Raw genomic sequence first — 23,930 nt, 5'->3', positions numbered from 1 at the left:
GCCTGCTCACACTCCCGTGGCGACGAGGAGGGCGGCGACCGCCAGGACGACGGTGCCGGCGAGCAGCGCGCTCACATAGGTCTGGACGTTGCCGGTCTGGGCGCGCCGTACGGCGGTGCCGAGCCAGCGGGGCAGGGTGCCCGCGCCGCGTACGTAGGTGTCGACGACCTCGCGGTCCAGGAACCGTACGAGGCTCGCTCCGGCCTGCACCGGGCGGACGAACAGTGCCGCGTAGACGGCGTCGAGGTGGAAGCCGACGGCGGCGTGGCGGTGCAGCGGGCCGAGCAGGAGTCGTCCGGGGTCGGCCGGGTCGGGGGCGGAGGCGACGCCTCCGTAGGCGGGCGCGTGGGTGGCGATGGCCTCGGCCTCGACCTGTCCGGCGTCGCCCTCGGGGTGGGCGGCGACCGCGCCGAGCGGGACGCGGGCGGCGAGCGCGGTGGTGTGCCGCCAGGCGCCGTAGACGGCCAGGGCGCCGACCAGCGCCGCGCCCGTGCCGAGGACGGAGGTGGTGAGGGTCGGGGCGAGGTCGCGGCCGTCGAACCAGTCGGGGAGCGAGCGGTACGCGAATCCGCCGAGGGCGAGTGAGGGAACGGCGAGCACCCACAGCACGAGGGTCATCGACAGGGGCTGGCGGCCGTGGTCGGGGGCTTCCGTGCCCCGGCCGCGGAAGGCCAGCAGCCACAGGCGGGCCGCGTAGGCGGCGGTCAGGAGGGCGGTGAGCAGGCCGGCGACGAGGACGATCCAGCCCGCGGCGGCGGGGGCGTGCTCGGTGTGGCCGGTGGAGACGTGCTCGGCGGCGCCGAGGACCGACTCCTTGGAGAAGAAGCCGCTGAACGGCGGGATCGCGGCGAGCGCGAGGAGCGCCACGGTCATCGTCCAGAAGGCGTCCGGGACGCGGTCGCGCAGGCCGGTCATGCGGGACATGGCGGCCAGCGAGTTGGTTCCGGCGGCGTGGATGATCACACCGGCGGCGAGGAACAGCAGGGCCTTGAAGGCGCCGTGCGAGAGGAGGTGGAAGACGGCGGCACCGCGGTCGCCGACGGCGAGTGCGCCGGTCATGTAGCCGAGCTGGCCGATCGTCGAGTAGGCCAGGACGCGCTTGATGTCGTCCTGCGCGAGCGCGGCGAGACCCGAGCCGGCCATGGTGACCGCCGCCATCACGGCGAGGACGACCATCGCGGCCTGGGAGGCCTGGAAGACCGGGAGGAGCCGGGCGATGAAGTAGACGCCGGCGGCGACCATCGTCGCGGCGTGGATGAGCGCGGAGACGGGCGTCGGGCCCGCCATCGCGTCCGGGAGCCAGGCGTGCAGCGGGAACTGCGCCGACTTGCCGGCCACGCCCGCCAGGAGCAGAAGGGCGACGACGGTCGGATGGTCGAGCCCGCCGTCGGCGACGACGCCGAGGACCTTCGTGATCTCGAAGGAGCCGGCATCGGCGGCGAGGGCGAACAGGCCGATGAGAAAGGGCACGTCGCCGAGCTTGGTGACCAGAAAGGCCTTGAGGGAGGCGGCGCGGGCCTCGGGGGTCTCCCAGTAGTGGCCGACCAGGAAGTAGGAGCAGATGCCCATGACTTCCCAGCCGACCAGCAGCACGATCAGGTCGCCGGAGTAGACGACCAGGAACATCGCGGAGGTGAAAAGGGAGACGAGGGCCGCGTACGACAGATAGCGCGGGTCCTCGCGGAGGTAGCCGGTCGAGTAGATCTGCACGCAGGAGGCGACGAGGCCGACGAGGACGGCGACGAGGGCGGCGAAGCCGTCGATGTGCAGGGCCAGCTCGATCGGGACTGAGCCGGTGGGGGTGAGTTCGGTGGACGCGACGACGGCCGCGTCCCCGCCCTGGCGTACGGCGACCAGGGCGGCCAGGACGAGGGAGGCGAGGGTCGGCAGGACGGCGAGCGGGCGGACGAAGCCGGGGGCGGTGCGGCCCAGGAGCAGGCCGGCGGCCGCACCGAGGAACGGAAGGAGGGGGACGAGGGCGGCGAGGGTGGTCGTGGTCACGCGGTGGCCTCAGCCTTCTCGCTCCGCCCGGTCGGCTCGGCCGTCGGGGCATCGCTGTCGGGGCCGTCGGCCGGGTGGCTCTCGTGGCCTTCGGCGGTGTCGCGGAGCTTGTCGATGTCCGCGGTGCCGCGGTTGCGGTGGACGGCGAGGACGATGGCCAGGCCGATGCCGATCTCTGCGGCGGCGATGGCGATGGTGAACAGGGTCAGGGCCTGGCCGGAGTGCAGGGTCTCCTCGGCGGCCCTGCTGAGCCAGACGTCGAAGGCGACGAGGTTGAGGTTGACGGCGTTGAGCATCAGCTCGACCGACATCAGGACCAGGATCGCGTTGCGGCGGGCGAGGACGCCGTACAGGCCGGTGCAGAAGAGGAGGGCGGAGAGTACGGCGGGATAGGCGAGGTGCATCAGCGGGCGCCTTCCTGGTCGGAACTCTCTGTGACGTCAGGGGAACTTCCGGTGACCGCCCGGGCGTTCACGGGGGGAGAGCTCGACTCCGCCTTCGCCTTGCGGGACAGGACGATCGCGCCGACCAGGGCGGCGAGGAGGAGGACGGAGAGGGCCTCGAAGGGGAGGACCCAGTTCTGGAAGAGGCTCTCGCCGGTGACCTTCGTCGAGCCCGCGGCGGGGCCGTCGAGGTCGATCCAGGTGGTGCGGAAGGCGTCGACGACGACCCACACCAGGGCGGCCGCGGCGGCGACGGCCACGGTGAGGGCGGCCCAGCGGTTGCCGGAGTCGGCGTCCGGGGAGCGGCCGATGGGAGCCCGCGTCAGCATCAGACCGAACAGAAGGAGGACGACGACGGAACCGACGTAGATGAGGACCTGCACCCAGGCGATGAACTCCGCGGTGAGCAGGAGGTACTCGACGGCCAGGCCGCCGAGGGTGACGACCAGCCACAGGGCCGCGTGGACCAGTTGCCGGGTGGTGACGGTGACGAGGGCGGCGCCGAAGGTGACCAGGCCGACGAGGAGGAAGGCGATCTCGACGCCGGTCGGGGAGAGGAAACCGGGCTGTGCCTGGGCGAGGATCACGCCTGTCCCCCCTGGGGTTCTTCGGGTGCGGCCTGCGGTGCCTGGGCGGCGGCCAGCTTCTCGGCCGTCTTGCGGGCGGCGGCGACCTCCTTCGGCTCCTCCGCGCCGGGGTCGAGGGCGGGCGGGGCCGGCACGGTCCACATCCACTCGCGGAGCTTGTCGCGTTCGTGGGTGAGGTCGCGGATGTCGGTCTCGGCGTACTCGAACTCCGGGGACCAGAACAGGGCGTCGAAAGGACAGACCTCGATGCAGATACCGCAGTACATGCACAGGGAGAAGTCGATGGCGAAGCGGTCGAGGATGTTGCGGCTGCGTTCGCGGCCGCCGGGGGTCGCCGCCGGGACCGTCTCCTTGTGGGAGTCGATGTAGATGCACCAGTCGGGGCACTCACGGGCGCAGAGCATGCAGACCGTGCAGTTCTCCTCGAACAGGCCGATCACTCCCCGGGTGCGGGGCGGGAGGTCGGGCTGGGCGTCCGGGTACTGCTCGGTGACGGTCTTCCTCGTCATCGTGCGGAGGGTGACGGCCAGGCCCTTGGCGAGGCCACTGCCAGGGATGCGGGACCGGGTGGGCTGTGAGGGCTCGGCCATGGTTACCGGATCACCACCTTGACGATGCCGGTGAAGGCGATCTGGGCGAGGGAGAGGGGGACGAGGAGGGTCCAGGAGAGCTTCTGGAGCTGGTCCTCACGCAGACGGGGATAGGTGACGCGCAGCCAGATGACCAGGAAGGCGAGCAGTGCCGTCTTCAGCAGGGTCCAGACCCAGCCGAGGCCGTCGGCGCCCCAGGGGCCGTGCCAGCCGCCCAGGAAGAGCACGGTGGTCAGGCCGCACAGGACGACGATTCCGGCGTACTCGGCGAGGAGGAAGAGAGCGAAGCGGAGGCCGGTGTACTCGGTGTACGCGCCGAAGATGATCTCCGAGTCGGCGACGGGCATGTCGAAGGGGGGCCGCTGGAGCTCGGCGAGGCCGGCGACGAAGAAGACGATCGCGCCGACGATCTGCCAGGGCAGCCACCACCACTCGAAGGCGTCGAGGATGCCGGGGATCGACACCGTCCCGGCCGCCATCGCCACCGAGGCGGCGGCGAGCAGCATCGGGAGTTCGTAGGCGAGGAGCTGGGCGGCGGTGCGCAGACCGCCGAGGAGGGAGAACTTGTTCGCGCTGGCCCAGCCGGCCATGAGGGAGCCGAGGACTCCCACGCCCATCACGGCTAGGACGAAGAACACGCCCGCGTCGATCACCATCCCGACCGCGCCCTCCCCCGGGCCGATCGGGATGGCGAGGAGGACGAGCAGGTAGGGGAGGAGGGCGACGGCGGGGGCGAGCTGGAAGATGCGGCGGTCCGCGCCCGCGGGGACGACGTCCTCCTTCTGCGCGAACTTCACGCCGTCGGCGATGAGCTGGGCCCAGCCGTGGAAGCCGCCGGCGTACATCGGGCCGAGGCGGCCCTGCATGTGGGCCATCACCTTGTGCTCGGTCTGGCCGATGATCAGCGGGAAGGTGAGGAAGACGGCGAAGACGAGCAGGAGTCGCAGGGCGACGTCGAGAGCGTCGTTCACTGCGGGCCTCCTTGGGGGTCCTCGGGGGTGTCGTGGGCGGTGTCGCGGGCAGGGGCGGGCGTCGCGGGGGCGTCCGTACCGGAGGACGGTTTCTCGCCCGATTCCGGCTGCTCGGGGCCGGTCCGGTTCGGCTGCGGCTGCGGCCGCGGGGGTTCCGTCCGCTGTGGCTGCTGGGGTTCGGTCCCCGGCTCCGGCTGTTCGGAGCCGGTCCGCTCCGGCTCCGGCGGCTTGGGTTCCGTCCGCTCCGGCTCCGGCGGCTCGGGTTCCGTCCGCTCCGGCTTCCGCTCCGGATCCGGCTCCGGCTCCGGCTCCGGCTGACGGGATTCGGTCTGCCGCTCCGGCTGCTGAGACTCGGTCTGCCGCTCCGGCTGCTGGGTTTCCGTCCGCTTCGGCTCCGGTTCCTCGAAGGCGGGGCGGGCGTGGTGCCACGGGGCGTCGGAGCTGCGGGGGGACGGGGACCGGCGGCCCTGGGCACCTTGCGGGGCCTCGGCCGGGGGCGCCTCACCCGGGGTGGCCGCCCGCTGGGAGGCCGAGCCCTCCGAGGCGCTGCGCGCACGACGCGGGCCTGCCGGAGCCGGCGTTCCCGAAGCCGCCGCCTCGGAAGCCGCCGCCTCGGGAGCAGCCGTCTCGGACGCCGCCGTTCGCGGGGCCTCCGGCTCCTCCGGTGACGTGGCTCGGGTTCGCTGGGAAGCCGATCCCCCGCTCGCGCTGCGGGAGCGGCGCGGTCCGGCCGTGGCCGGAGCGGGCGCCGAACCTGTGCCAGGCGCCGAACCCGTGCCAGGCGCCGAACCCGTGCCAGGCGCCGAACCCGTGCCGGGCGCTGTACCCGTGGGGGGCGTGGACTCGTCGGTCGGCGCGGTCGGGGAGACGTCCGCCGCCTGGCTGACCGAGCCCTCGGCCGCTGTGCGCGAGCGGCGTACCGGGCGCTCCCCCGCGGCCCGTGCCGGACGTTCGCCGGTCGCCGCGCGGGCCGGACGTTCGCCGGCGGCCCGCGCCGGGCGTTCCCCGGCCGTGCGGCCCGCCGCCGCGCCCCGCGCCGGGCGGGCCGGGGCGGGCGGGAGCTGGCCCTTGAGGGGCCCCCACTCGTTCGGGTCGGGGACGCCCGGGGGAAGCATCTGGCGGCGCTTGGGGCCGCCGTGCTCGGATTCACCGGGTTCCTTGGCGCCGGGCCAGGCCTTGGCGACACGGGCCGCGAGGACGAAGTCCTTGCGCAGAGGGTGGCCCTCGAAGCCGTCCGGCAGGAGGAGGTGGTCCAGGGCGGGGTGGCCCTCGAAGACGACGCCGAACATCTCGTGCGTCTCGCGTTCGTGCCAGGCGGCGCCCGCGTAGACGTCGACGGCGGAGGGGAGCGTCGGGGCCTCGTGCGGGATCGTCGTGCGCACCAGCAGTCGGCGGACCGGTGACAGGGCGACGACGTGGGCGGCGACGCGGAAGCCGGTGCCCGGTTCGTCGACGGCGCTCAGCCAGTCGAAGTAGGTGCAGCCGAGGCGGTCGCGGGCCGTTTCGAGAGCCGTGGTCCAGGAGGCCGCGGGGACGTCGACGGTCAGGACGTCGTAGGCCTCCTCGGCCGTGGCGTCGGGGCCGAAGAGTTCCTCGGCGGGGGTGGGCAGCCAGCCGACCGCGGTCATCGACCCGCCTCCCCCGAGGCGGTGTTCCCGGAGGCGGTCTCCTCCGAGGCAGTGCTGTCCGAGGCAGTGCTGTCCGAGGCGCTGCTGTCCGAGGCGGTGACCCCCGGCGCGACGGCCGGTGGCGGCACCAGCCCGCTCTGCAGCGCGGCGGCCGACGGGCGGGACGTTCCGGAGGCGTAGCGCTCCCCGAGCGACTCGCGCGCGATCTTCTCCTGGAGCTTGAGGATTCCCTGGAGCAGCGCCTCGGGGCGGGGCGGGCAGCCGGGGACGTAGACGTCCACGGGGATGATCTGGTCGACGCCCTTGGTGACGGAGTAGGAGTCCCAGTAGGGGCCGCCGCAGTTGCTGCACGCGCCGAAGGAGATGACGTACTTCGGCTCGGGCATCTGCTCGTAGAGGCGCTTGACGGCCGGGGCCATCTTGTCGGTGACCGTGCCCGAGACGACCATGAGGTCGGCCTGGCGCGGGCCGGGCGCGAAGGGGATGACGCCCAGGCGGATGAAGTCGTGGCGCGCCATCGACGCGGCGATGAACTCGATGGCGCAGCAGGCGAGGCCGAAGTTGAAGACCCAGAGGGAGTAGCGGCGGCCCCAGTTGAGGACGACCTTCATCGGCTCGGGGGCGAGGCGGGCGAGGGCGCCCAGCCGCTTCGGCTCCGGGAGCAGTACGGGTTCCGAGGGGGTCACGTCCATGCCAGGACGCCCTTCTTGTATGCGTAGAGCAGGCCCACGGCGAGGAAGCCGAGGAAGATGAACATCTCCACCAGGGTGGTCGCGCCGTAACCGGGGGCGGCGAAGACGGTCGCCCAGGGGAAGAGGAAGATCGAGTCGATCGCGAAGATCACGTAGAGGAAGGCGTAGACGTAGTAGCGGACCTGGGTGTGGGCCCAGCCCTCGCCGACAGGGTCGACGCCGCACTCGTAGGTCAGGAGTTTCTCGGGGGTGGGGACCACGGGGCGCAGCAGGCGGCCCGCGCCGAAGGCGACCGCGACGAACAGCACGCCGACAGCGGCGAGGAGTCCGACGACCGCGTAGGAGTGGAAGTAGTCCGACGCGACCACGATCGTCGGGTCCTTCAACGTTGCGTGCGACGTCTGCGGCACCGTCCGTCCCTCGCTCCCCGACCTCGGCCTTGTTCGACGATCTGTACGCACGGGAGTCTAGGGCCTGATAAAGGCACGGTAAGCAGCCCGTCACGCTTGGGGCAACGGGGGTGGGGTTTTCCCCCGGGCCACGGAGGCGGCGTACTCCATGGCGCGGGGGCGCGGCGCGCGGCACGCTAGCCCATATGACCGCATCCAAGCCCGCCCACGGGCCCGGACCCCAGCCTGCCCCCGGGGCCGGCCCCCGACCCGTTCAGGGAGCCGGGTACCAGCCCGCGCCGAGAGGCGCGCACCAGCCAGTTCCCACGAGCGGGTACCGAGCGGCGCCGCCGCCCCCGGTCACGCCCCCTGCCCCGGTCACGCCGCCGTCTCGAACCGCGGTCACGCCCCCGGCCCCGGCCCCCGCCGCGCCATCGCCCCTCAGAGGCGGACGGCGGCCCGCCGTGCCGGTCACCGGACGGGGAGCGGACGGGGCCGGGCAGGACCCCCTGCCGCCGGCCCGCCTCGCCTACGCCGCGCAGACGTGGAAGGAGATCGCGCACCTCCTGGCGAACCTGCCGATGTCGCTCTTCGGGTTCACCTATGTGATGACGGTGTTGTTCACCGGCGCCACGTTGACCCTGACGGTGGTCGGGCTGCCGTTGCTCGCGCTGGGCCTGCTGGGGGCGCGGCTGATCGGCCGGTTCGAGCGCGGGCGGGCGCGGCTGCTGCTCGGGGTGCGGATCGACGAGCCGAGCCCGCTGCCGTTGCGCCGGGCGGGCAACGTGTTCCAGGGGATGTGGCTGGCGCTGAAGGACCCGGTGGCCTGGCGGACGGTCCTGTACGACTTCATCCGGCTGCCGTGGGGCATCGTCACGTTCACGGTCGTGCTCACCTCGCTGTTCGTCCTGTGGCCGGTGCTGCCGTTCATCGCGCGCGGGCTGAGCAACGCGGACCGGGCGATGGTGCGGGCTCTGCTGTGCCCGTCCGACGAGCTGGAGCGGCGGATCGCCGAGCTGGAGTCCGACCGGGGCGTCGTGGTCGACACGGCCGCGGCCGACCTGCGGCGCATCGAGCGCGATCTGCACGACGGGGCGCAGGCCCGGCTCGTCAACCTGGCGATGGGGCTGGGTCTGGCCAAGGAGAAGCTGCTGGAGGACCCCGACGCTGCCTCGGCGATGGTCGAGGAGGCGCACGGCGAGGTGAAGCTGGCGCTGCAGGAGCTGCGGGACCTGGCGCGGGGCATCCACCCGGCCGTCCTGACCGACCGTGGCCTGGACGCCGCGCTGTCGTCGGTCGCCTCGCGGTGCACGGTGCCGGTGACGGTGACGGCCGACCTGCCGTCGAGGCCGGCGCCGGCCATCGAGGGCATCGCCTACTTCACCGTCTCGGAGCTGCTGCAGAACGTCAGCAAGCACAGCGGGGCGCGGTCGGCGTCCGTGGACGTCTGGCGAGTGGAGGACCGGCTGCTCATCCAGGTGTGGGACGACGGCGGGGGCGGGGCGCGGCTCGACGGCGGTACGGGCATGCGGGGGCTGGCGGAGCGGCTGGACGCCGTGGACGGGTTGTTCGTCGTGGACTCCCCGCCGGGCGGTCCGACGACGGTGACCGCGGAGCTGCCCTGGCGGGACCGGACCGAGGGGCCGTAGCGGCTGCGGGGACGCACGGGGTAGGGAAAACCCCCCTCCCAAGAGGCCGACGGCCTCCATGGCCCGCCGGCCCGCCGCCCAGGAGGGTGGAGGTACGGGACGACCTCTGCGGACGAGACGAGTAGAACGGACGAGCCGATGGCCACGCAGTACGGCGGATACAGCGATCACGGCGAGTACAGCCGGTACGGGGATCACGCGCGGTACACGGACGGGCGCAGCACCGGTCGCGGGGAGCGCCGGCCCCGGCTGCCGCTCGCGCTGCGTGCGCCGGTCGAGGCACGGGCCTGGCGCGAGTTCGCCTATGTGCTGCTGAGCCTGCCGATCAGCATCGTGCTGTTCACGTTCGCGGTGACGATGCTGTCGCTGGGGGCGGGCCTGCTGGTGACGTTCCTCGGCATTCCGGTGCTGGCGGCGGGGCTGGCCGGGTGCCGGGGCTTCGGGTCGCTGGAGCGGACGCGGGCGCGGGCGCTGCTCGGCCTGGAGGTGGCCCCGCCCGAGCCGCTGCGCCCGCGTGGGAAGGGCGCGCTGTCGTGGATGGGCGCGGTGCTCAGGAGCGGCACGTCCTGGCGGCACGTGCTGTACGCGGTGCTGCACCTGCCGTGGGCGGTGTTCTCCTTCGCCGTCTCGGTCGCCTTCTGGTCGTACGGCTGGGCGATGCTGACGTATCCGCTGTGGTTCTGGGTCTTCCCGACGTACGGCGGGCAGGGCGGGCTCCAGCTGTACGGGGACGAGCAGCACCGGATCTACCTCGACAACCCGTTCGAGATCACGGTGACCGCGTTGGTGGGGCTGTTGTTCACGCTGGCCACGCCGTGGATCGTGCGGGCGCTGACGACGGTGGACCGGGTGCTGGTGCACGGGCTGCTCGGACCGTCGCGGCTGGCGTCGCGGGTGGTGGAGCTGGAGTCGGACCGGGGGGTCGTGGTGGACACCGCGGCGGCCGACCTGCGGCGCATCGAGCGGGATCTGCACGACGGGGCGCAGGCGCGGCTGGTGGCGCTGGCGATGGATCTGGGGCTGGCGAAGGAGAAGCTGCGCGAGGACCCGCGGGCGGCGGCGCGGATGGTGGACGAGGCGCACGGTGAGGTGAAGACGGCGCTGCAGGAGCTGCGGGACCTGGCGCGGGGCATCCACCCGGCCGTCCTGACCGACCGGGGCCTGGACGCGGCGCTGTCGGCGGTCGCCTCCCGGTGCACGGTGCCGGTCCAGGTGGAGGTCGACCTCACGGAACGGCCGGCGCCGGCCATCGAGGGCATCGCCTACTTCACCGTCTCGGAGCTGCTGCAGAACGTCAGCAAGCACAGCGGGGCGCGGTCGGCCTCCGTGGACGTGTGGCGGGTGGAGAACCGGCTGATGGTCCAGGTCGTCGACGACGGCGTGGGCGGCGCGGACGCCTCCGCCGGGTCGGGGCTGGCCGGGCTTGCGGGGCGGCTGGACGCGGTGGACGGGATTCTGGTGGTGGACTCGCCGGCGGGGGGCCCGACGCGGGTCACGGCGGAGTTGCCCTGGCGGGCGTAGGGGCGGGGTGACAGGGGCTCGGCGTATCGGGCGGTGGGGGTCTCGTCCCACCGCCCTCGGGCTGCCCGCCCACCTAGGGGTTACGCAAGGGTTTCCACAGCGCCCTCGGGCTGCCCGTCCGCCAGAGGGTGGGCAGGGGGTTCCGCCCCCTGCGGCCCGAACCGTGCCCCGCCGGCCCTGGAGGGTGCCCCGCCGGCCCCCGACCGTGCCCCGACCGGCCTCCTGACCCTCCCGACAGACCGGAACCCCTCGTTCGCGGGGCGCGCCCCCGCCGTTTGCTGGGATGCTGGGGCTGTTGGACCAGACGGGCGGGCAGGGCGTGGGCTGGGGGGCCGGAGATCGTGGAGGACAGGGTGCGGGTGGTCATCGCCGAGGATTCGGTGCTGTTGCGGGAGGGGCTGACCCGGTTGCTGACCGACCGGGGGCACGACGTCGTGGCAGGGGTCGGGGACGCAGAGGCGCTGGTGAAGACGATCACCGAGCTGGACGCGGAGGGGTCGCTGCCCGACGTCGTGGTCGCCGATGTGCGGATGCCGCCGACGCACACCGACGAGGGCGTGCGGGCCGCCGTACAGCTGCGCAGGGCGCATCCGGGGCTGGGGGTGCTCGTGCTGTCGCAGTACGTGGAGGAGAGGTACGCCACCGAGCTGCTCGCCGGTTCCAGCCGTGGCGTGGGCTATCTGCTCAAGGACCGGGTGGCCGAGGTGCGGGAGTTCGTGGACGCGGTGGTGCGGGTCGCCGAGGGCGGTACGGCCCTGGACCCCGAGGTGGTCGCCCAGCTGCTCGGGCGCAGCCGTAAGCAGGACGTGCTCGCGGGGCTGACGCCGCGGGAGCGGGAGGTCCTGGGGCTGATGGCCGAGGGGCGGACGAACTCGGCGATCGCCCGGCAGCTCGTGGTGAGCGACGGAGCGGTCGAGAAGCACGTCAGCAACATCTTCCTCAAGCTCGGCCTGTCTCCGAGCGACGGGGACCACCGCCGTGTGCTGGCGGTCCTCACCTACCTCAATTCATGACGTGAGGGCACTCAGCCCGCGGCAGGGGGCCGACCGGATCCGCGCGTGAGCGCGTCACCCGGTCGGCGTATCGCGGGAGAACCGGCGCGTGGGCCGGTGCGTCTTCCGGTACGGCGCCGGAGGGCGGGAAATCATGACAAGTCAGGGCGCTGAACCGTCTCACGGACGTGTCCGCCATGTGAATGGCCACCGGAAGGCGCCCCCTACGGTCGTAGGGTTGATCCAGGGAGGCCTTCACGGAGGCCGCTCCCGGACAGCCACCTCGAGGGAGGTCCAGTTCAGTGACCAGTCAGGTCAGCAGCCCAGCGGAACAGGCCGACGGAACCGTCGTAGGAGAGCAGCGCAAACCGGGCGGGACGAAGGATGTCCGCCGTCTCGACCGGGTGATCATCAGGTTCGCGGGGGACTCGGGTGACGGTATGCAGCTCACCGGCGACCGCTTCACCTCCGAGACGGCGTCCTTCGGCAACGACCTGTCGACCTTGCCGAACTTCCCCGCCGAGATCCGCGCGCCCGCCGGCACCCTCCCCGGCGTCTCCTCGTTCCAGCTGCACTTCGCCGACCACGACATCCTCACCCCGGGTGACGCGCCCAACGTGCTGGTGGCGATGAACCCGGCCGCGCTGAAGGCCAACATCGGCGATCTGCCGCGCGGAGCGGAGATCATCGTCAACACGGACGAGTTCACCAAGCGGGCGATGCAGAAAGTGGGATACGACAGCTCACCGCTGGAGGACGGGTCGCTCGACGGCTACCAACTCCATCCGGTGCCGCTGACGACACTCACCGTCGAGGCCCTGAAGGATTTCGACCTCACCCGCAAGGAGGCCGAGCGCAGCAAGAACATGTTCGCGCTCGGCCTCTTGTCATGGATGTACCACCGTCCGACGGAGGGCACGGAGAAGTTCCTGCGGTCGAAGTTCGCGAAGAAGCCGGACATCGCGGCCGCCAACATCGCCGCCTTCCGGGCCGGCTGGAACTTCGGCGAGACGACCGAGGACTTCGCGGTCAGCTACGAGGTGGCGCCGGCGGTCAAGGCCTTCCCGGTCGGCACCTACCGCAACATCTCCGGCAACCTGGCCCTGGCGTACGGCCTGGTCACCGCTTCCCGTCAGGCGGATCTGCCGCTCTTCCTGGGCTCGTACCCGATCACCCCGGCCTCCGACATCCTGCACGAGCTGAGCAAGCACAAGAACTTCGGTGTGCGGACCTTCCAGGCCGAGGACGAGATCGCGGGCATCGGGGCGGCGCTGGGGGCCGCCTTCGGCGGATCGCTCGCCGTGACCACGACGAGCGGCCCGGGAGTGGCGCTGAAGTCCGAGACCATCGGACTCGCCGTCTCCCTGGAGCTGCCGCTGCTGGTGGTGGACATCCAGCGCGGCGGGCCGTCCACCGGTCTGCCGACCAAGACGGAGCAGGCCGATCTGCTCCAGGCGATGTTCGGGCGCAACGGCGAGGCGCCGGTCCCGATCGTCGCCCCGTGCACCCCGGCCGACTGCTTCGACGCGGCCCTGGAGGCCGCCCGGATCGCGCTCACCTACCGCACCCCGGTGATGCTGCTGTCCGACGGCTACCTCGCCAACGGCTCCGAGCCCTGGCGGATCCCGGAGCCGGACGAGCTCCCGGACCTGACCGTGCAGTTCGCGCAGGGCCCCAACCACACCCTGGAGGACGGCACCGAGGTCTTCTGGCCGTACAAGCGCGATCCGCAGACCCTGGCCCGGCCGTGGGCGCTCCCGGGCACGCCGGGTCTGGAGCACCGCATCGGCGGCATCGAGAAGGAGGACGGCACGGGCAACATCTCGTACGCCCCCGCCAACCACGACTTCATGGTCCGCACCCGCCAGGCGAAGGTCGACGGCATCGACGTCCCGGACGTGGAGGTCGACGACCCGCACGAGGCGAGAACCCTGGTGCTGGGCTGGGGCTCGACGTACGGGCCGATCACCGCGGCCGTGCGGCGGCTGCGGGCGGCCGGAGAGAGCATCGCGCAGGCCCACCTGCGGCATCTGAACCCGTTCCCGAAGAACCTGGGCGCGGTGCTGAAGGCCTACGACAAGGTCGTGATCCCCGAGATGAACCTCGGCCAGCTCGCCACCCTGATCCGGGCGAGGTATCTGGTCGACGCGCACTCGTACAACCAGGTCAACGGCATGCCGTTCAAGGCGGAACAGCTCGCCTCGGCGCTCAAGGAGGCCATCGATGGCTGAGACGTCCACGGAACGCACGGGCACGATCGAGGCGCTCTCGCTCGTCCCCAAGGCCGAGGCGCGCCAGTCCATGAAGGACTTCAAGTCCGATCAGGAAGTGCGCTGGTGCCCCGGCTGCGGTGACTACGCGATCCTGGCGGCCGTCCAGGGCTTCATGCCGGAGCTGGGCCTGGCCAGGGAGAACATCGTCTTCGTCTCGGGCATCGGCTGCTCCTCGCGCTTCCCGTACTACATGAACACCTACGGCATGCACTCCATCCACGGCCGGGCGCCCGCGATCGCGACGGGCCTGGCGGCCTCGCGCCGGGACCTGAGCGTGTGGGTGGTGACGGGTGACGGCGACGCGTTGTCCATCGGTGGCAACCACCTGATCCACGCGCTGCGCCGCAACGTCAACCTGAAGATCCTGCTGTTCAACAACCGGATCTACGGGCTGACCAAGGGCCAGTACTCGCCCACCTCCGAGGTCGGCAAGATCACCAAGTCGACGCCGATGGGTTCGCTGGACGCGCCCTTCAACCCGGTGTCGCTGGCGATCGGCGCGGAGGCGTCGTTCGTGGCGCGGACGGTCGACTCCGACCGCAAGCATCTGACGGAGGTGCTGCGCCAGGCCGCCGCCCACCCGGGGACGGCGCTGATCGAGATCTACCAGAACTGCAACATCTTCAACGACGGCGCCTTCGACGCGCTGAAGGACAAGCAGTCGGCCGAGGAGGCGGTGATCCGGCTGGAGCACGGCCGGCCGATCCGTTTCGGCGCCGACCGGTCGAAGGGGGTCGTCCGCGACCGGGCCACCGGTGATCTGAAGGTCGTCGCCGTGACGCCGGAGAACGAGGCGGACATCCTGGTCCACGACGTGCACTCCGCGTCCCCGACCACCGCCTTCGCCCTCTCCCGGCTGGCCGACCCGGACACCCTGCACAACACGCCGGTCGGTGTCTTCCGCGCCGTGGAGCGGCCGGTCTACGACACGCAGATGGCCGAGCAGCTTGACACCGCGATCGAGCAGCGCGGCAAGGGCGACCTGGCGGCGCTGCTGGCCGGCGGGGACACCTGGACGGTCGTCGGCTGAGACCGGCCGGACCGACGGCGGTTCACGAGGCCCGGGAGCGGATCTCCCGGGCCTCGTCGTAGGTCCGGCGCGCCTGCTCCACGTCGTCCAGTCGCTCCTCGGTCCACGCGGCGAGGCTCCGCACCTGCTGTGCGGCCTCGCGGCCGAGGCCGGTGAGGGAGTAGTCGACGCGCGGCGGGATCACGGGTTTGGCGTCGCGGTGGACCAGGCCGTCGCGCTCGAGGGTCTGGAGGGTCTGGGTGAGCATCTTCTCGCTGACGACCCGGCCGCCCCACCGGCTGATCGCCCTGCGCAGCTCGCTGAAGCGGTGGGGACGGTCGAGCAGCTCGATGAGGACGAGGACGCCCCAGCGGCTGGTGACGTGCTCGAGGAGAAGACGGTGGGGGCACATCGCCTCACCGTCGCCGGCGGTTCCCGCGCCCTGGTTGCTTACGGCCATGCCAGTACCTTACTTCAAAGTGGGTACTTTCGATGAGTTAGCGCTTCTCCTAGGGTTAGTGTCAACGCACCCCACAAGGAGTTACGCACCATGAGCATCGTCGTCACCGGAGCCACCGGAAAACTCGGCCGCCACGTCGTGGAGCAGTTGCTGGAGAAGGTCCCCGCGGAGCAGATCACCGCTGTCGTGCGCGACGAGGCGAAGGCCGCCGACCTCGCGGCCCGCGGCGTGAAGCTCGCGGTCGCCGACTACAACGCCCCCGACACCTTCGACGGCCTCTTCGCCGCCGGCGACAGGGTCCTGCTGATCTCGGGCAACGAGTTCGACAAGGGCCGCCCGCGGCAGCACCAGGTCGTCATCGACGCGGCGAAGGCGGCCGGCGTGGCCCTGCTGGCGTACACCAGCGCCCCCGGCACGCTGACCGCCGCGCTGGCCGACGACCACCGCGCCACCGAGAAGGCGCTGCTCGCCTCCGGCCTGCCGTACACGCTGCTGCGCAACGGCTGGTACCACGAGAACTACACCGAGCAGCTCGCCCCGGTGCTCGAGCACGGCGCGGTCGTCCAGGCCGCCGGCGAGGGCCGCGTCTCCTCCGCCTCCCGCGCGGACTACGCGGCCGCCGCGGCTGCCGTCCTGACCGGCGAGGGCCACGAGAACAAGACGTACGAGCTGGGCGGCGACGAGGCGTGGAGCTTCGCCGAGTACGCGGCCGAGCTGAGCCGGCAGACCGGCACGGAGATCGCCTACAACGCGGTCCCGGTCGAGACCTACCAGGGCATCCTCACGGGCGCCGGCGTGCCCGCGCCGCTCGCGGGAATCATCGCCGGCGTGGAGGCGTCGATCGAGAAGGGCGAGCTGGTCGTCTCCGGCGGTGACCTGTCCCGCCTGGCGGGCCGCCCCACGACCCCGCTGGCCGAGGCGATCACGGCCGCCCTCAAGGGCTGATCGGCACGCGCCGCCGGGACTGATCGGCGCAGGCCCGGGCGCACATGCGTCACCCACCCCCGCCTGTCATGACCGTATGGCGATACGGGCATGACAGGCGGGGGTGTGCGGCGTTACCTTCGTGCACGCATGCCTGTGATGGAAGGACATGCCTGTCGTGAGAAGGAGGGCCCGTGGGCGGGACGTCGAAGGGTGAGGGCCGGATAGGCATGCTGAACGGCTTCGCGGCCTACGGGATGTGGGGTCTCGTCCCGCTGTTCTGGCCCCTGCTCAAGCCCGCCGGCGCCGTGGAGATCCTCGCCCACCGCATGGTGTGGTCCCTCGTCTTCGTCGCCGCCGCGCTGGTCGTCGTGCGGCGCTGGGCCTGGGCGGGTGAGCTCCTGCGGCAGCCGCGCCGGCTCGGGCTGGTCGCGATCGCCGCCGCCGTCATCACCGTCAACTGGGGCGTCTACATCTGGGCGGTGAACAGCGGACACGTGGTCGAGGCCTCCCTCGGCTACTTCATCAACCCGCTGGTCACCATCGCCATGGGCGTGCTGATCCTGAAGGAACGGCTGCGGCCCGTGCAGTGGGCGGCGGTCGGCGTCGCCGTCGCCGCCGTGCTGATCCTCACCGTCGCCTACGGCCGCCCGCCGTGGATCTCCCTGATCCTCGCGTTCTCCTTCGCCACCTACGGACTGGTGAAGAAGAAGGTCAACCTGGGCGGGGTCGAGTCGCTGGCCGCCGAGACCGCGATCCAGTTCCTGCCCGCGCTCGGCTACCTGGTGTGGCTCTCCGCCGACGGCGGCTCCACCTTCACCGGCGAGGGCGCCGGGCACGCCGTCCTGCTCGCCTCGACCGGCATCGTGACCGCACTCCCCCTCGTCTGCTTCGGCGCCGCCGCCATCCGCGTCCCCCTGTCCACACTGGGCCTGCTGCAGTACCTGGCGCCGGTCTTCCAGTTCCTGCTCGGCGTCCTGTACTTCCACGAGGCGATGCCGGCCGAGCGCTGGGCCGGCTTCTCACTGGTGTGGCTGGCGTTGACGCTGCTGACGTGGGACGCCCTGCGGACGGCGCGACGCGCGAGGGCGAGGATCGCGGGCTCCGCGGCGCGCGCCCGGGACATCACCGCGCCCACGCCGAAGCGGGAGCCGACGGCTGTGGCGACGTCCGACGCCGTGGACGCGCAGGCGTAGCCGGGCGCAGCCGCCGCTGCGGCCGCAGGCGGGGGTTCGCGGCCAGGAGCGCTGCTCCGGGCCACCCCCTCGACGGCACGCGCGGCTGCGCTCCCGGTGCGACGGGCACGGGCTTGCTGTCGACCGTCGCCCGCGACGCCGTCGACCTCTTCGGCGGGCCTTGCGCCGACCGCATCAGCGAGTACGGCCGACCGCATCAGCGAGTACGGGGATGCCGCTGGAGCGCACGGTCGTGGGCGCGGTCCCCGGTGAGCGGGGAAGAGCGCGTCGCGGAAGCCCCGGGCGTGCCGCGGCTCGCGCGTCGAGACGGTGCGGTCCGGTCCCTTAGGCAGCCGGCCGCCGGCTGCGGGCGGCCCGGGCGACCAGGCCGGCGGGCTCGTGCGGCACCTCCTAGCGGGCGAAGGGGCCCGGGCCGCCCGCCGTCGGCAGCTCCGGGCAGAAGAGGGAGCCCGGGTCCAAGCGGCAGGCTTGACGTCACAGGGGGTCAGGGTCAGGCCGGGCGACTGTTCCGGCGTTTCCGTTGCACGCCCACTCATGTGACCAATAGGAGTGGTCACATGACGGAACATTCAACCGAGGCACTCGCGCCCGTGCACTGGAAAATCGTCGTCGACAGCGTCGACCCGCACGCCCAGGCCGACTTCTGGGCCGCCGCGCTGCACTACGAGGTCGAGGACAACAGCGCGCTCATCGAGCGGCTGCTGGAAGGGGGCGCGCTGCCGGGCGGGGCGACGGTGGAGTTCCACGGCCGGCCCGCCTTCCGGGACCTGATCGCCGTACGGCATCCCGAGGACCCGTTCGACAAGGACAGCGGGACCGGGCTGGGGCGGCGGCTGCTGTTCCAGCGGGTGCCGGAGGCGAAGACGGTCAAGAACCGGCTCCACCTCGACCTGCACCCCGGTGACGGGCGGCGCGCGGGCGAGGTCGAGCGCCTGACGGCCCTGGGGGCGAGCCTGCTGCGGGAGGTGAAGGAACCGTCCGGGGAGTGGGTGGTGATGGCGGACCCGGAGGGCAACGAGTTCTGCGTGCACTGAGCGGCACACCCGGACGACCGGACGGCCGGACCGCCTGAACTGCCTGTCCATTTACGGCCCTTGACGGAGAGTTGGCCACAGCTTCACGATCCAGGCACCCCATTCACTGTGGGTTCTCTGTGGCCACCCCATGGGAACCCCCCTGGAACTCGGAGCCCCCCACCATGAAGCTCTCCGTCTCCGGGCGGGCGACGGCGGCCGCCGTGGTCGCCGCCGCCACGCTGCTCACCACCGGATCCACAGCCGGCGCGGCGCCCGCCCCCGAGCCCGTCGCGATCGCCGCCGCCCCCGACATCCCGCTGGCCGGCGTCAAGGCTCACCTGACCCAGCTGCAGTCCATCGCCACAGCCAACGGCGGCAACCGCGCCCACGGCCGCTCCGGCTACAAGGCCTCCCTCGACTACGTGAAGGCGAAGCTGGACGCCGCCGGATTCACCACCACCGTCCAGCAGTTCACCGCCTCCGGCCGCGTCGGCTACAACCTGATCGCCGACTGGCCCGGCGGGGACGCCAACCAGGTCGTCATGGCCGGCTCGCACCTCGACAGCGTCAGCTCCGGCGCCGGCATCAACGACAACGGCACCGGGTCGGCGGCCGTCCTGGAGGCCGCGCTGGCCGTGGCCCGCACCGGCTACCAGCCCACCAAGCACCTGCGTTTCGCCTGGTGGGGCGCGGAGGAACTCGGCCTGGTCGGCTCGCGGTACTACGTCAACAGTCTCTCCGCCGCGAACCGCGCCCGCATCAGCGGGTACCTCAACTTCGACATGATCGGCTCGCCGAATCCCGGCTACTTCGTCTACGACGACGACCCGGCCATCGAGAAGACCTTCAAGGACTACTTCACCGGCCTCGGCGTCCCGACCGAGATCGAGACCGAGGGCGACGGCCGTTCCGACCACGCCCCCTTCAAGAGCGCGGGTGTCCCGGTGGGCGGTCTGTTCACGGGCGCCAGCCGTGCCAAGACCGCGGCGCAGGCCGCCAAGTGGGGCGGTACGGCCGGGCAGGCCTTCGACCGCTGCTACCACTCGTCCTGCGACACCACGGCCAACGTCAACGACACCGCGCTGAACCGCAACGCGGACGCCCTCGCGCACGCGGTGTGGACGCTGTCGGCATAGCCCGAGTCCACGGCCTGCGGGTCAACCCCTCGCGTTCGCGCCCGAGTTCCGGGCCCGCTCGGCCAGCCGGAGCATGCGGGCGCGCGCGGACTCCAACTGCTCGAGGTCCTCGGCGGCCGGCCCCTCCTCGGTGGTCAGCTCCGTCCACAGCGCGAGCAGTTCGGTTCCGAGGTTGAGGCCCTGCAAGGGGTCGCGTACGGCACGCCAGGCCGCAGCCGCGCTCTGGACGTTGCCGTACGCGGCCTCCGCGTCGCGGGTGCGGCGGCGGATCCTGGCCAGGTCGAGGGAGAGGTGGAAGGAGCGGAGCGGGTCACCGGCCAAGTAGGCGATGTACGCGGTGAGTTCGCGCAGCCTGAGCACTTCGGCGTGCTCCGGCCCCAGCGTCCCCGAGGCCTCCGCCACGGTCCGCTCCGCGAGCGCCGCCGCCGCGTCTATCCGGCCCGCCCGCACGGCCTCGTTGATCTGCGCCAACGGTTCTCCGAGGAGGGCGGGAGCACCGCCGTCGCCCGGAACCGTGCGGGGGTCGTCCCCGAGCACGGCCTCCGCCACGGCGTCGAAACCACGGGCGGGGGTGGGTTTGGGGTCGGGGTCGAGGTGGAGGTCGGCGGAGACGACGGGAACGGGTTCGATGAGGGGGGCGGGGGCGTGGCTCAGGCCGGCTTCGGAGGCCGGGATGGGTTCGGGAGCCGGGATCGGCTCGGGGCCGGGGATCGGCTCGGGAGCCGGGAGCGCCTCGGAGCCCGCGAGCGCCTCCGGGCCCGGGCCCCCCTCGGGGCCCGGAATCGGCTCGGGGGCCGGGACCGGATTCCCGGCCGGGTGGAGGACGGATTCCGGGCTCGGCGGGGCGTCCATCGTGGGAGGCGGACCGAAGACGCCCGTCGGGGCGGTGACCGTGCCGGCGGCCGGGATGCCGTCCCGCGGCTGCGGCTGCGGGACCGCGCGCAACGCGAAGGTGGGAGCTGTCTCCCGCCCCGGTTCCGGCACGGATCGCAGCAGGTGGGTGGGCTTGTCCTGCCCGGACGGACCGGACTGCGCGGACGGACCGGACTGCGCGGGAACTTCCTGCTGGAGGATCTCGTGCTGAGAGGTCTCCTGCGGGATGGTTTCCTGCGCGGGTCGTACGCGCAGCGGCTCCCCCGTGAAGTGGCTGGAACCGTCCGGCTCGACGCGCAGGGGGACGACGTAGCCGATGCGCTCGTCGTGGATCGTGGCGGCGACCGGATGCCCGGCGGCGAGGGCGATGCGGTGGAGGTGGCCGAGGACGGCGTGCTGGACCTCCTGGCCGTCGGCCGCGACGACGGGCACGCCGCCGATCGTCGCGGGCCCGCCCCCGGGAACCCGCACGTCGAGCGGGGCCGCCATGGCGGCCGGACGCCCGGCGTGCTGCTGTTCCCGCTTCTTCTCGCGGCTGAGTCGCGACATCGCTTCCCTCACTCGAACACGTCTCCCGTGCACGTACCTCGTGCTCATAACCCGTGCACGCACACGTACACGTACTGTTGAGTCTCTCCGCTCGCTCCCTGTCCTCGCGTCACCACGGCGTCACAGCCTCGTTCCAACGGGCGGCCGTCGGCACCGGGAAAACCGGGCAGAACAGCGACGGGGACAGGGGAAGGACGGGACCGGCACCGGGATGGGACGGGGACGGGGAGGGAGCACGAATCATGCGGACGAGGGACGGGCAGCGCGGACCGGAGATCTGGATCCGCGGGCCGGTGGCCACACCGGAGCCGGTACCCGGGCCGTACGAGTCCGTGGCCGCCCCGGCCGCCACTCCCCGGCGCTTCTCCTGGCTCGCCACCCACGGCGGAGCCGGCGCCTCCACCCTGGCCGCCGTCTACGGCGGCCACGACTGCGGACGCGACTGGCCCGGCCCGGGCGCCCCCTCGTCCGTCCTGCTGGTCGCCCGGACGCACGCGACCGGGCTGGAGTCCGCCCTGCGCACCCTGGAAGTCTTCCGCCGCGGCGAGGCCCCGCCCGGCCTGGACCTCGACGCGGTCGTCCTGGTCGCGGACGCACCGGGCCGCCTGCCCCGCCCACTCGTCCAGCGGATACGGCTGATCGAGTCGGCCATCGACGTGTACCGCGTCCCCTGGGTCCAGTCCTGGCGTCTCGGCGACCTCTCCGGGGAGCCGCCCCGGGAGACGGCGACACTGTCCCGCCTCACGGGTGCTCTCACGCGGCGGACGCGCTGAGCCGGCGGGCGGGCACCGCGGCGCCAACACCGCCGCCGCCCCCGTCCGCCGTCGGGATCGCCGCCGCGGTGCGGGAGGGACGACTGCGGGCCGTCGACGTCGTCTCCGGGGCGCTGGAGCGGATCCGGCGGGCCGACCCCCAGGTGTGTGCCTTCGCCGAGGTGTGGGAGGAGGCGGCGGTGGCGGCGGCGCGTGCCGTCGACGGGCGGGTCGCCGCGGGTGAGTGGTTGCCGCTGGCCGGGGTGCCGATCGGAGTCAAGGGACGGAACGGGCTACGGGCGGCGGGGGCGTTGATCGGCGCCGGGTGCGTGGCGGTGGGGGCGACCGCGGTCCCCGGGCCGGGAACTCCCTGGCAGACCTGGGGACTCGGCGCGCACGGCCGCACCGTCAACCCGTGGCGCTCCGACCGCACGCCGGGCGGCTCCTCGGCCGGGGCCGCGGCGGCGGTCGCGGCCGGTCTGGTCCCGCTCGCGACGGGCAGCGACGGGGCCGGCTCGGTGCGCATCCCGGCGGCGTGGTGCGGGATCGTCGGCCTGAAGGCCACCCGTGGCCGGTTCCCGTCGGCCGACCGTACGGGGCTGGCGGCGCCGGGGGTCCTCGCACGGTACGCGGCGGACGCGCAGGCGTACTGGCGGGTGGTGACGAGGGTGGCGGACGCGGACGCGCCGTCCCGTGGGCGGGTGGCGACCGGGGCGGCGAACGCGGACGCGCCGTCCCGTGGGCGGGTGGCGACCGGGGGCACGGACGGGTTCGGCGTGCCCGGTCGGCCCACCGCCGTCTTCTCCCCCGGCCTCGGTTACGCCGATCCCGATCCGGAGCCGTTGGCGCTGGCCCGCGCTGCCGCCGCGCGTCTCGCGGACGCGGGCGTCGTACGGCTGCTGCGACCCGAGGTACCGCTGCGGCTGGAGGATCCCGCACCCGCCTGGCTCGCGCTCCGCGCCCGGAGGACCGGTGGAGCCGTCGCCCCCGCCGACATCGACCCCGCCGACGTCGAACCCGCCGTGACCGTCCAAGGCGTCAACGACCGGCGCCTGGCCGACTTCTTCGCCCGCGCCGACCTGCTGCTGACCCCCACGACGCCCCATCCCCCGCACGGTCACGCAGGCCCGGGTGAACGCTACTCAACGGCGCTCACCTGGGCGTTCAACCTCAGCGGGCACCCGGCGATCAGCATCCCGGCCGGGGTCGGCACGGACGGCTGCCCCGCGGGACTTCAGGCGGTGGCGACGCACGGAAGGGAGGCGCTGCTGCTGGCCGTGGCAGCGGCCGCGGAGGAGGAGACCGGCGTTCTCCTGCCTCCTGCCCGCCCGGCAGAGCACTGCTGACCGGCAGCGCGCACCGCCAACCGGCATGCCACCGCCGACCGGCAGAGCACCGCCGCCGCCCGGCAGAGCACTGCCAACCGGCATGCCACCGCCGACCATGGCAGCCCACCGCCAACCGGCAGCCCACCGCCAACCGGCAGCGAACCGCCGACCGGCGGCCGCGGGTGGGGCTGGCGGATGTAGTTGCACGCACATATAATGCGTGTGCGCTTAATCGTCGTTCGCCGACTATCTGGGGGATCCATGAGCACCCGCCGTTTCCTGTTCGTGCTGGGCAGCGCCCGCAGCGAGGGCAACACCGAGTTGCTGGCCCGTCGCGCCGCCGAACAGCTGCCCGCCGACGTCGAGCAGGAGTGGATCGACCTCGCCGAGCACCCGCTGCCCGACTTCGAGGACCTGCGCCACGACGACGACCACGTGCGCCCCACCGGGGGCGACGTGGCCCTGCTGCTCGACGCCACGCTCGCGGCCACCGACATCGTGATCGCCTCGCCGCTGTACTGGTACACGCTCTCCGGCCACACCAAGCGCTACCTGGACTACTGGTCGGGCTGGCTGCGCACCCCCGGCCTCGACTTCAAGGCGACCCTCGCCGGACGCACCCTGTGGGGCGTGACCGCGCTCGCCCACGAGGAGACGGTGGTCGCCGACCCGCTGGTCGGGGCGCTGCACAACTCGGCGGCGTACATGGGGATGCGGTTCGGCGGCGTCCTGCTCGGCAACGGCAGCAAGCCCGGCGACGTCCTCAAGGACACGGAGGCGCTGGCGCGCGCCAAGACGTTCTTCGCGCAGGACGCGCCGCTCGCACGCTTCCCTTACGAGACGGAATGACGGTCGCGGGCTAGATGATCTATTCCAAGGGGTCAGTGATCGTAGGCGGTCAGTGAGCGGGGGGTCGGTTGTCCGGTCTGGTCGTTGTGCCAGATGGCGGCG

Annotated in this window: 22 protein-coding genes; 12 read left to right on the top strand and 10 right to left on the bottom strand. The window is 72.7% G+C overall.

The features are described from left to right. Positions 1-6: 6 nt before the first annotated feature. From ACIHAR_RS38495 to ACIHAR_RS38460, 8 genes are read right to left on the bottom strand one after another with little or no spacing between them, the layout of a single operon-like run. On the bottom strand, positions 7-2,001 hold the full coding sequence (locus tag ACIHAR_RS38495; protein ID WP_400023888.1) for an NADH-quinone oxidoreductase subunit L: 1,995 nt from the start codon (positions 1,999-2,001) through the stop codon (positions 7-9). Beyond that, entirely contained in the window at positions 1,998-2,405 is a 408-nt protein-coding gene (gene nuoK / locus ACIHAR_RS38490; protein WP_365460843.1) for an NADH-quinone oxidoreductase subunit NuoK, read from the bottom strand. The genes ACIHAR_RS38495 and nuoK overlap by 4 nt, the downstream gene beginning before the upstream one ends. After that, positions 2,405-3,031, bottom strand: coding sequence for an NADH-quinone oxidoreductase subunit J (locus tag ACIHAR_RS38485; protein ID WP_400023886.1), 627 nt, complete (start codon positions 3,029-3,031; stop codon positions 2,405-2,407). Before ACIHAR_RS38485 ends, nuoK begins: the two co-directional genes overlap by 1 nt. Next, positions 3,028-3,621 (bottom strand): NuoI/complex I 23 kDa subunit family protein, encoded by a 594-nt coding sequence (locus ACIHAR_RS38480; protein WP_400023884.1) that lies wholly within the window; start codon positions 3,619-3,621, stop codon positions 3,028-3,030. Before ACIHAR_RS38480 ends, ACIHAR_RS38485 begins: the two co-directional genes overlap by 4 nt. A 2-nt stretch (positions 3,622-3,623) precedes the next feature. Next, positions 3,624-4,592, bottom strand: coding sequence for an NADH-quinone oxidoreductase subunit H (locus tag ACIHAR_RS38475; protein ID WP_400023883.1), 969 nt, complete (start codon positions 4,590-4,592; stop codon positions 3,624-3,626). Beyond that, positions 4,589-6,220 (bottom strand): NADH-quinone oxidoreductase subunit C, encoded by a 1,632-nt coding sequence (locus tag ACIHAR_RS38470; RefSeq protein WP_400023881.1) that lies wholly within the window; start codon positions 6,218-6,220, stop codon positions 4,589-4,591. The genes ACIHAR_RS38475 and ACIHAR_RS38470 overlap by 4 nt, the downstream gene beginning before the upstream one ends. Continuing rightward, a complete protein-coding gene (locus ACIHAR_RS38465; protein ID WP_400023880.1) occupies positions 6,217-6,912 on the bottom strand; it encodes an NADH-quinone oxidoreductase subunit B in 696 nt (231 codons plus the stop codon). The genes ACIHAR_RS38470 and ACIHAR_RS38465 overlap by 4 nt, the downstream gene beginning before the upstream one ends. Then, entirely contained in the window at positions 6,903-7,322 is a 420-nt protein-coding gene (locus ACIHAR_RS38460) for an NADH-quinone oxidoreductase subunit A (protein WP_365460831.1), read from the bottom strand. Before ACIHAR_RS38460 ends, ACIHAR_RS38465 begins: the two co-directional genes overlap by 10 nt. A gap of 443 nt (positions 7,323-7,765) precedes the next feature. Here ACIHAR_RS38460 and ACIHAR_RS38455 point away from each other — a divergent pair, with 443 nt between their 5' ends. From ACIHAR_RS38455 to ACIHAR_RS38435, 5 genes are all read left to right on the top strand, one after another. Beyond that, positions 7,766-8,950 carry a sensor domain-containing protein gene (locus ACIHAR_RS38455; RefSeq protein ID WP_365460829.1) on the top strand — a complete coding sequence of 395 codons (1,185 nt, stop codon included), beginning with the start codon at positions 7,766-7,768 and terminating at the stop codon, positions 8,948-8,950. Between the two features lie 138 nt (positions 8,951-9,088). Then, entirely contained in the window at positions 9,089-10,471 is a 1,383-nt protein-coding gene (locus ACIHAR_RS38450) for a sensor histidine kinase (protein ID WP_400023879.1), read from the top strand. A gap of 353 nt (positions 10,472-10,824) precedes the next feature. Beyond that, on the top strand, positions 10,825-11,484 hold the full coding sequence (locus ACIHAR_RS38445; RefSeq protein ID WP_400023897.1) for a LuxR C-terminal-related transcriptional regulator: 660 nt from the start codon (positions 10,825-10,827) through the stop codon (positions 11,482-11,484). Between the two features lie 281 nt (positions 11,485-11,765). Next, complete coding sequence (locus ACIHAR_RS38440) at positions 11,766-13,694, top strand: 2-oxoacid:acceptor oxidoreductase subunit alpha (protein WP_365460825.1); 1,929 nt, start codon at positions 11,766-11,768, stop codon at positions 13,692-13,694. Then, a complete protein-coding gene (locus ACIHAR_RS38435; RefSeq protein WP_365460823.1) occupies positions 13,687-14,766 on the top strand; it encodes a 2-oxoacid:ferredoxin oxidoreductase subunit beta in 1,080 nt (359 codons plus the stop codon). The genes ACIHAR_RS38440 and ACIHAR_RS38435 overlap by 8 nt, the downstream gene beginning before the upstream one ends. Positions 14,767-14,788: 22 nt before the next feature. Here the strand turns inward: ACIHAR_RS38435 and ACIHAR_RS38430 are convergent, their stop codons facing one another. Beyond that, positions 14,789-15,205, bottom strand: a complete 417-nt coding sequence (locus ACIHAR_RS38430; RefSeq protein WP_365460821.1) for a helix-turn-helix domain-containing protein — start codon at positions 15,203-15,205, stop codon at positions 14,789-14,791. A gap of 90 nt (positions 15,206-15,295) precedes the next feature. Here ACIHAR_RS38430 and ACIHAR_RS38425 point away from each other — a divergent pair, with 90 nt between their 5' ends. The 4 genes from ACIHAR_RS38425 (at position 15,296) to ACIHAR_RS38410 (ending at position 19,477) form a co-directional block, all read left to right on the top strand. Then, a complete protein-coding gene (locus ACIHAR_RS38425) occupies positions 15,296-16,150 on the top strand; it encodes an SDR family oxidoreductase (RefSeq protein ID WP_365460819.1) in 855 nt (284 codons plus the stop codon). A 173-nt stretch (positions 16,151-16,323) separates the two neighbouring features. Next, complete coding sequence (gene rarD / locus ACIHAR_RS38420; protein ID WP_365460817.1) at positions 16,324-17,325, top strand: EamA family transporter RarD; 1,002 nt, start codon at positions 16,324-16,326, stop codon at positions 17,323-17,325. A 557-nt stretch (positions 17,326-17,882) separates the two neighbouring features. Continuing rightward, a complete protein-coding gene (locus tag ACIHAR_RS38415; RefSeq protein ID WP_400023878.1) occupies positions 17,883-18,359 on the top strand; it encodes a VOC family protein in 477 nt (158 codons plus the stop codon). Between the two features lie 164 nt (positions 18,360-18,523). Continuing rightward, entirely contained in the window at positions 18,524-19,477 is a 954-nt protein-coding gene (locus ACIHAR_RS38410; protein WP_400023876.1) for a M28 family metallopeptidase, read from the top strand. 21 nt (positions 19,478-19,498) lie between these two features. Here ACIHAR_RS38410 and ACIHAR_RS38405 read toward each other — a convergent pair whose 3' ends face one another. After that, positions 19,499-20,899 carry a tetratricopeptide repeat protein gene (locus tag ACIHAR_RS38405; RefSeq protein ID WP_400023874.1) on the bottom strand — a complete coding sequence of 467 codons (1,401 nt, stop codon included), beginning with the start codon at positions 20,897-20,899 and terminating at the stop codon, positions 19,499-19,501. A gap of 242 nt (positions 20,900-21,141) precedes the next feature. Between ACIHAR_RS38405 and ACIHAR_RS38400 the strand changes: the two genes are divergently transcribed. The 3 genes from ACIHAR_RS38400 to ACIHAR_RS38390 all read left to right on the top strand — a co-directional run bounded on the left by ACIHAR_RS38400 (position 21,142) and on the right by ACIHAR_RS38390 (position 23,828). Then, positions 21,142-21,672, top strand: coding sequence for a DUF6668 family protein (locus tag ACIHAR_RS38400; RefSeq protein WP_365460809.1), 531 nt, complete (start codon positions 21,142-21,144; stop codon positions 21,670-21,672). 68 nt (positions 21,673-21,740) lie between these two features. Continuing rightward, positions 21,741-22,997 (top strand): amidase family protein, encoded by a 1,257-nt coding sequence (locus tag ACIHAR_RS38395; RefSeq protein ID WP_400023873.1) that lies wholly within the window; start codon positions 21,741-21,743, stop codon positions 22,995-22,997. Between the two features lie 243 nt (positions 22,998-23,240). Next, complete coding sequence (locus ACIHAR_RS38390; protein WP_400023872.1) at positions 23,241-23,828, top strand: flavodoxin family protein; 588 nt, start codon at positions 23,241-23,243, stop codon at positions 23,826-23,828. The last annotated feature ends 102 nt before the right edge of the window (positions 23,829-23,930 follow it).

It is taken from the genome of Streptomyces sp. NPDC052016 (genome assembly GCF_044548445.1).
Lineage (GTDB): Bacteria > Actinomycetota > Actinomycetes > Streptomycetales > Streptomycetaceae > Streptomyces.
This window is presented reverse-complemented; position numbering and strand designations above follow the sequence as displayed.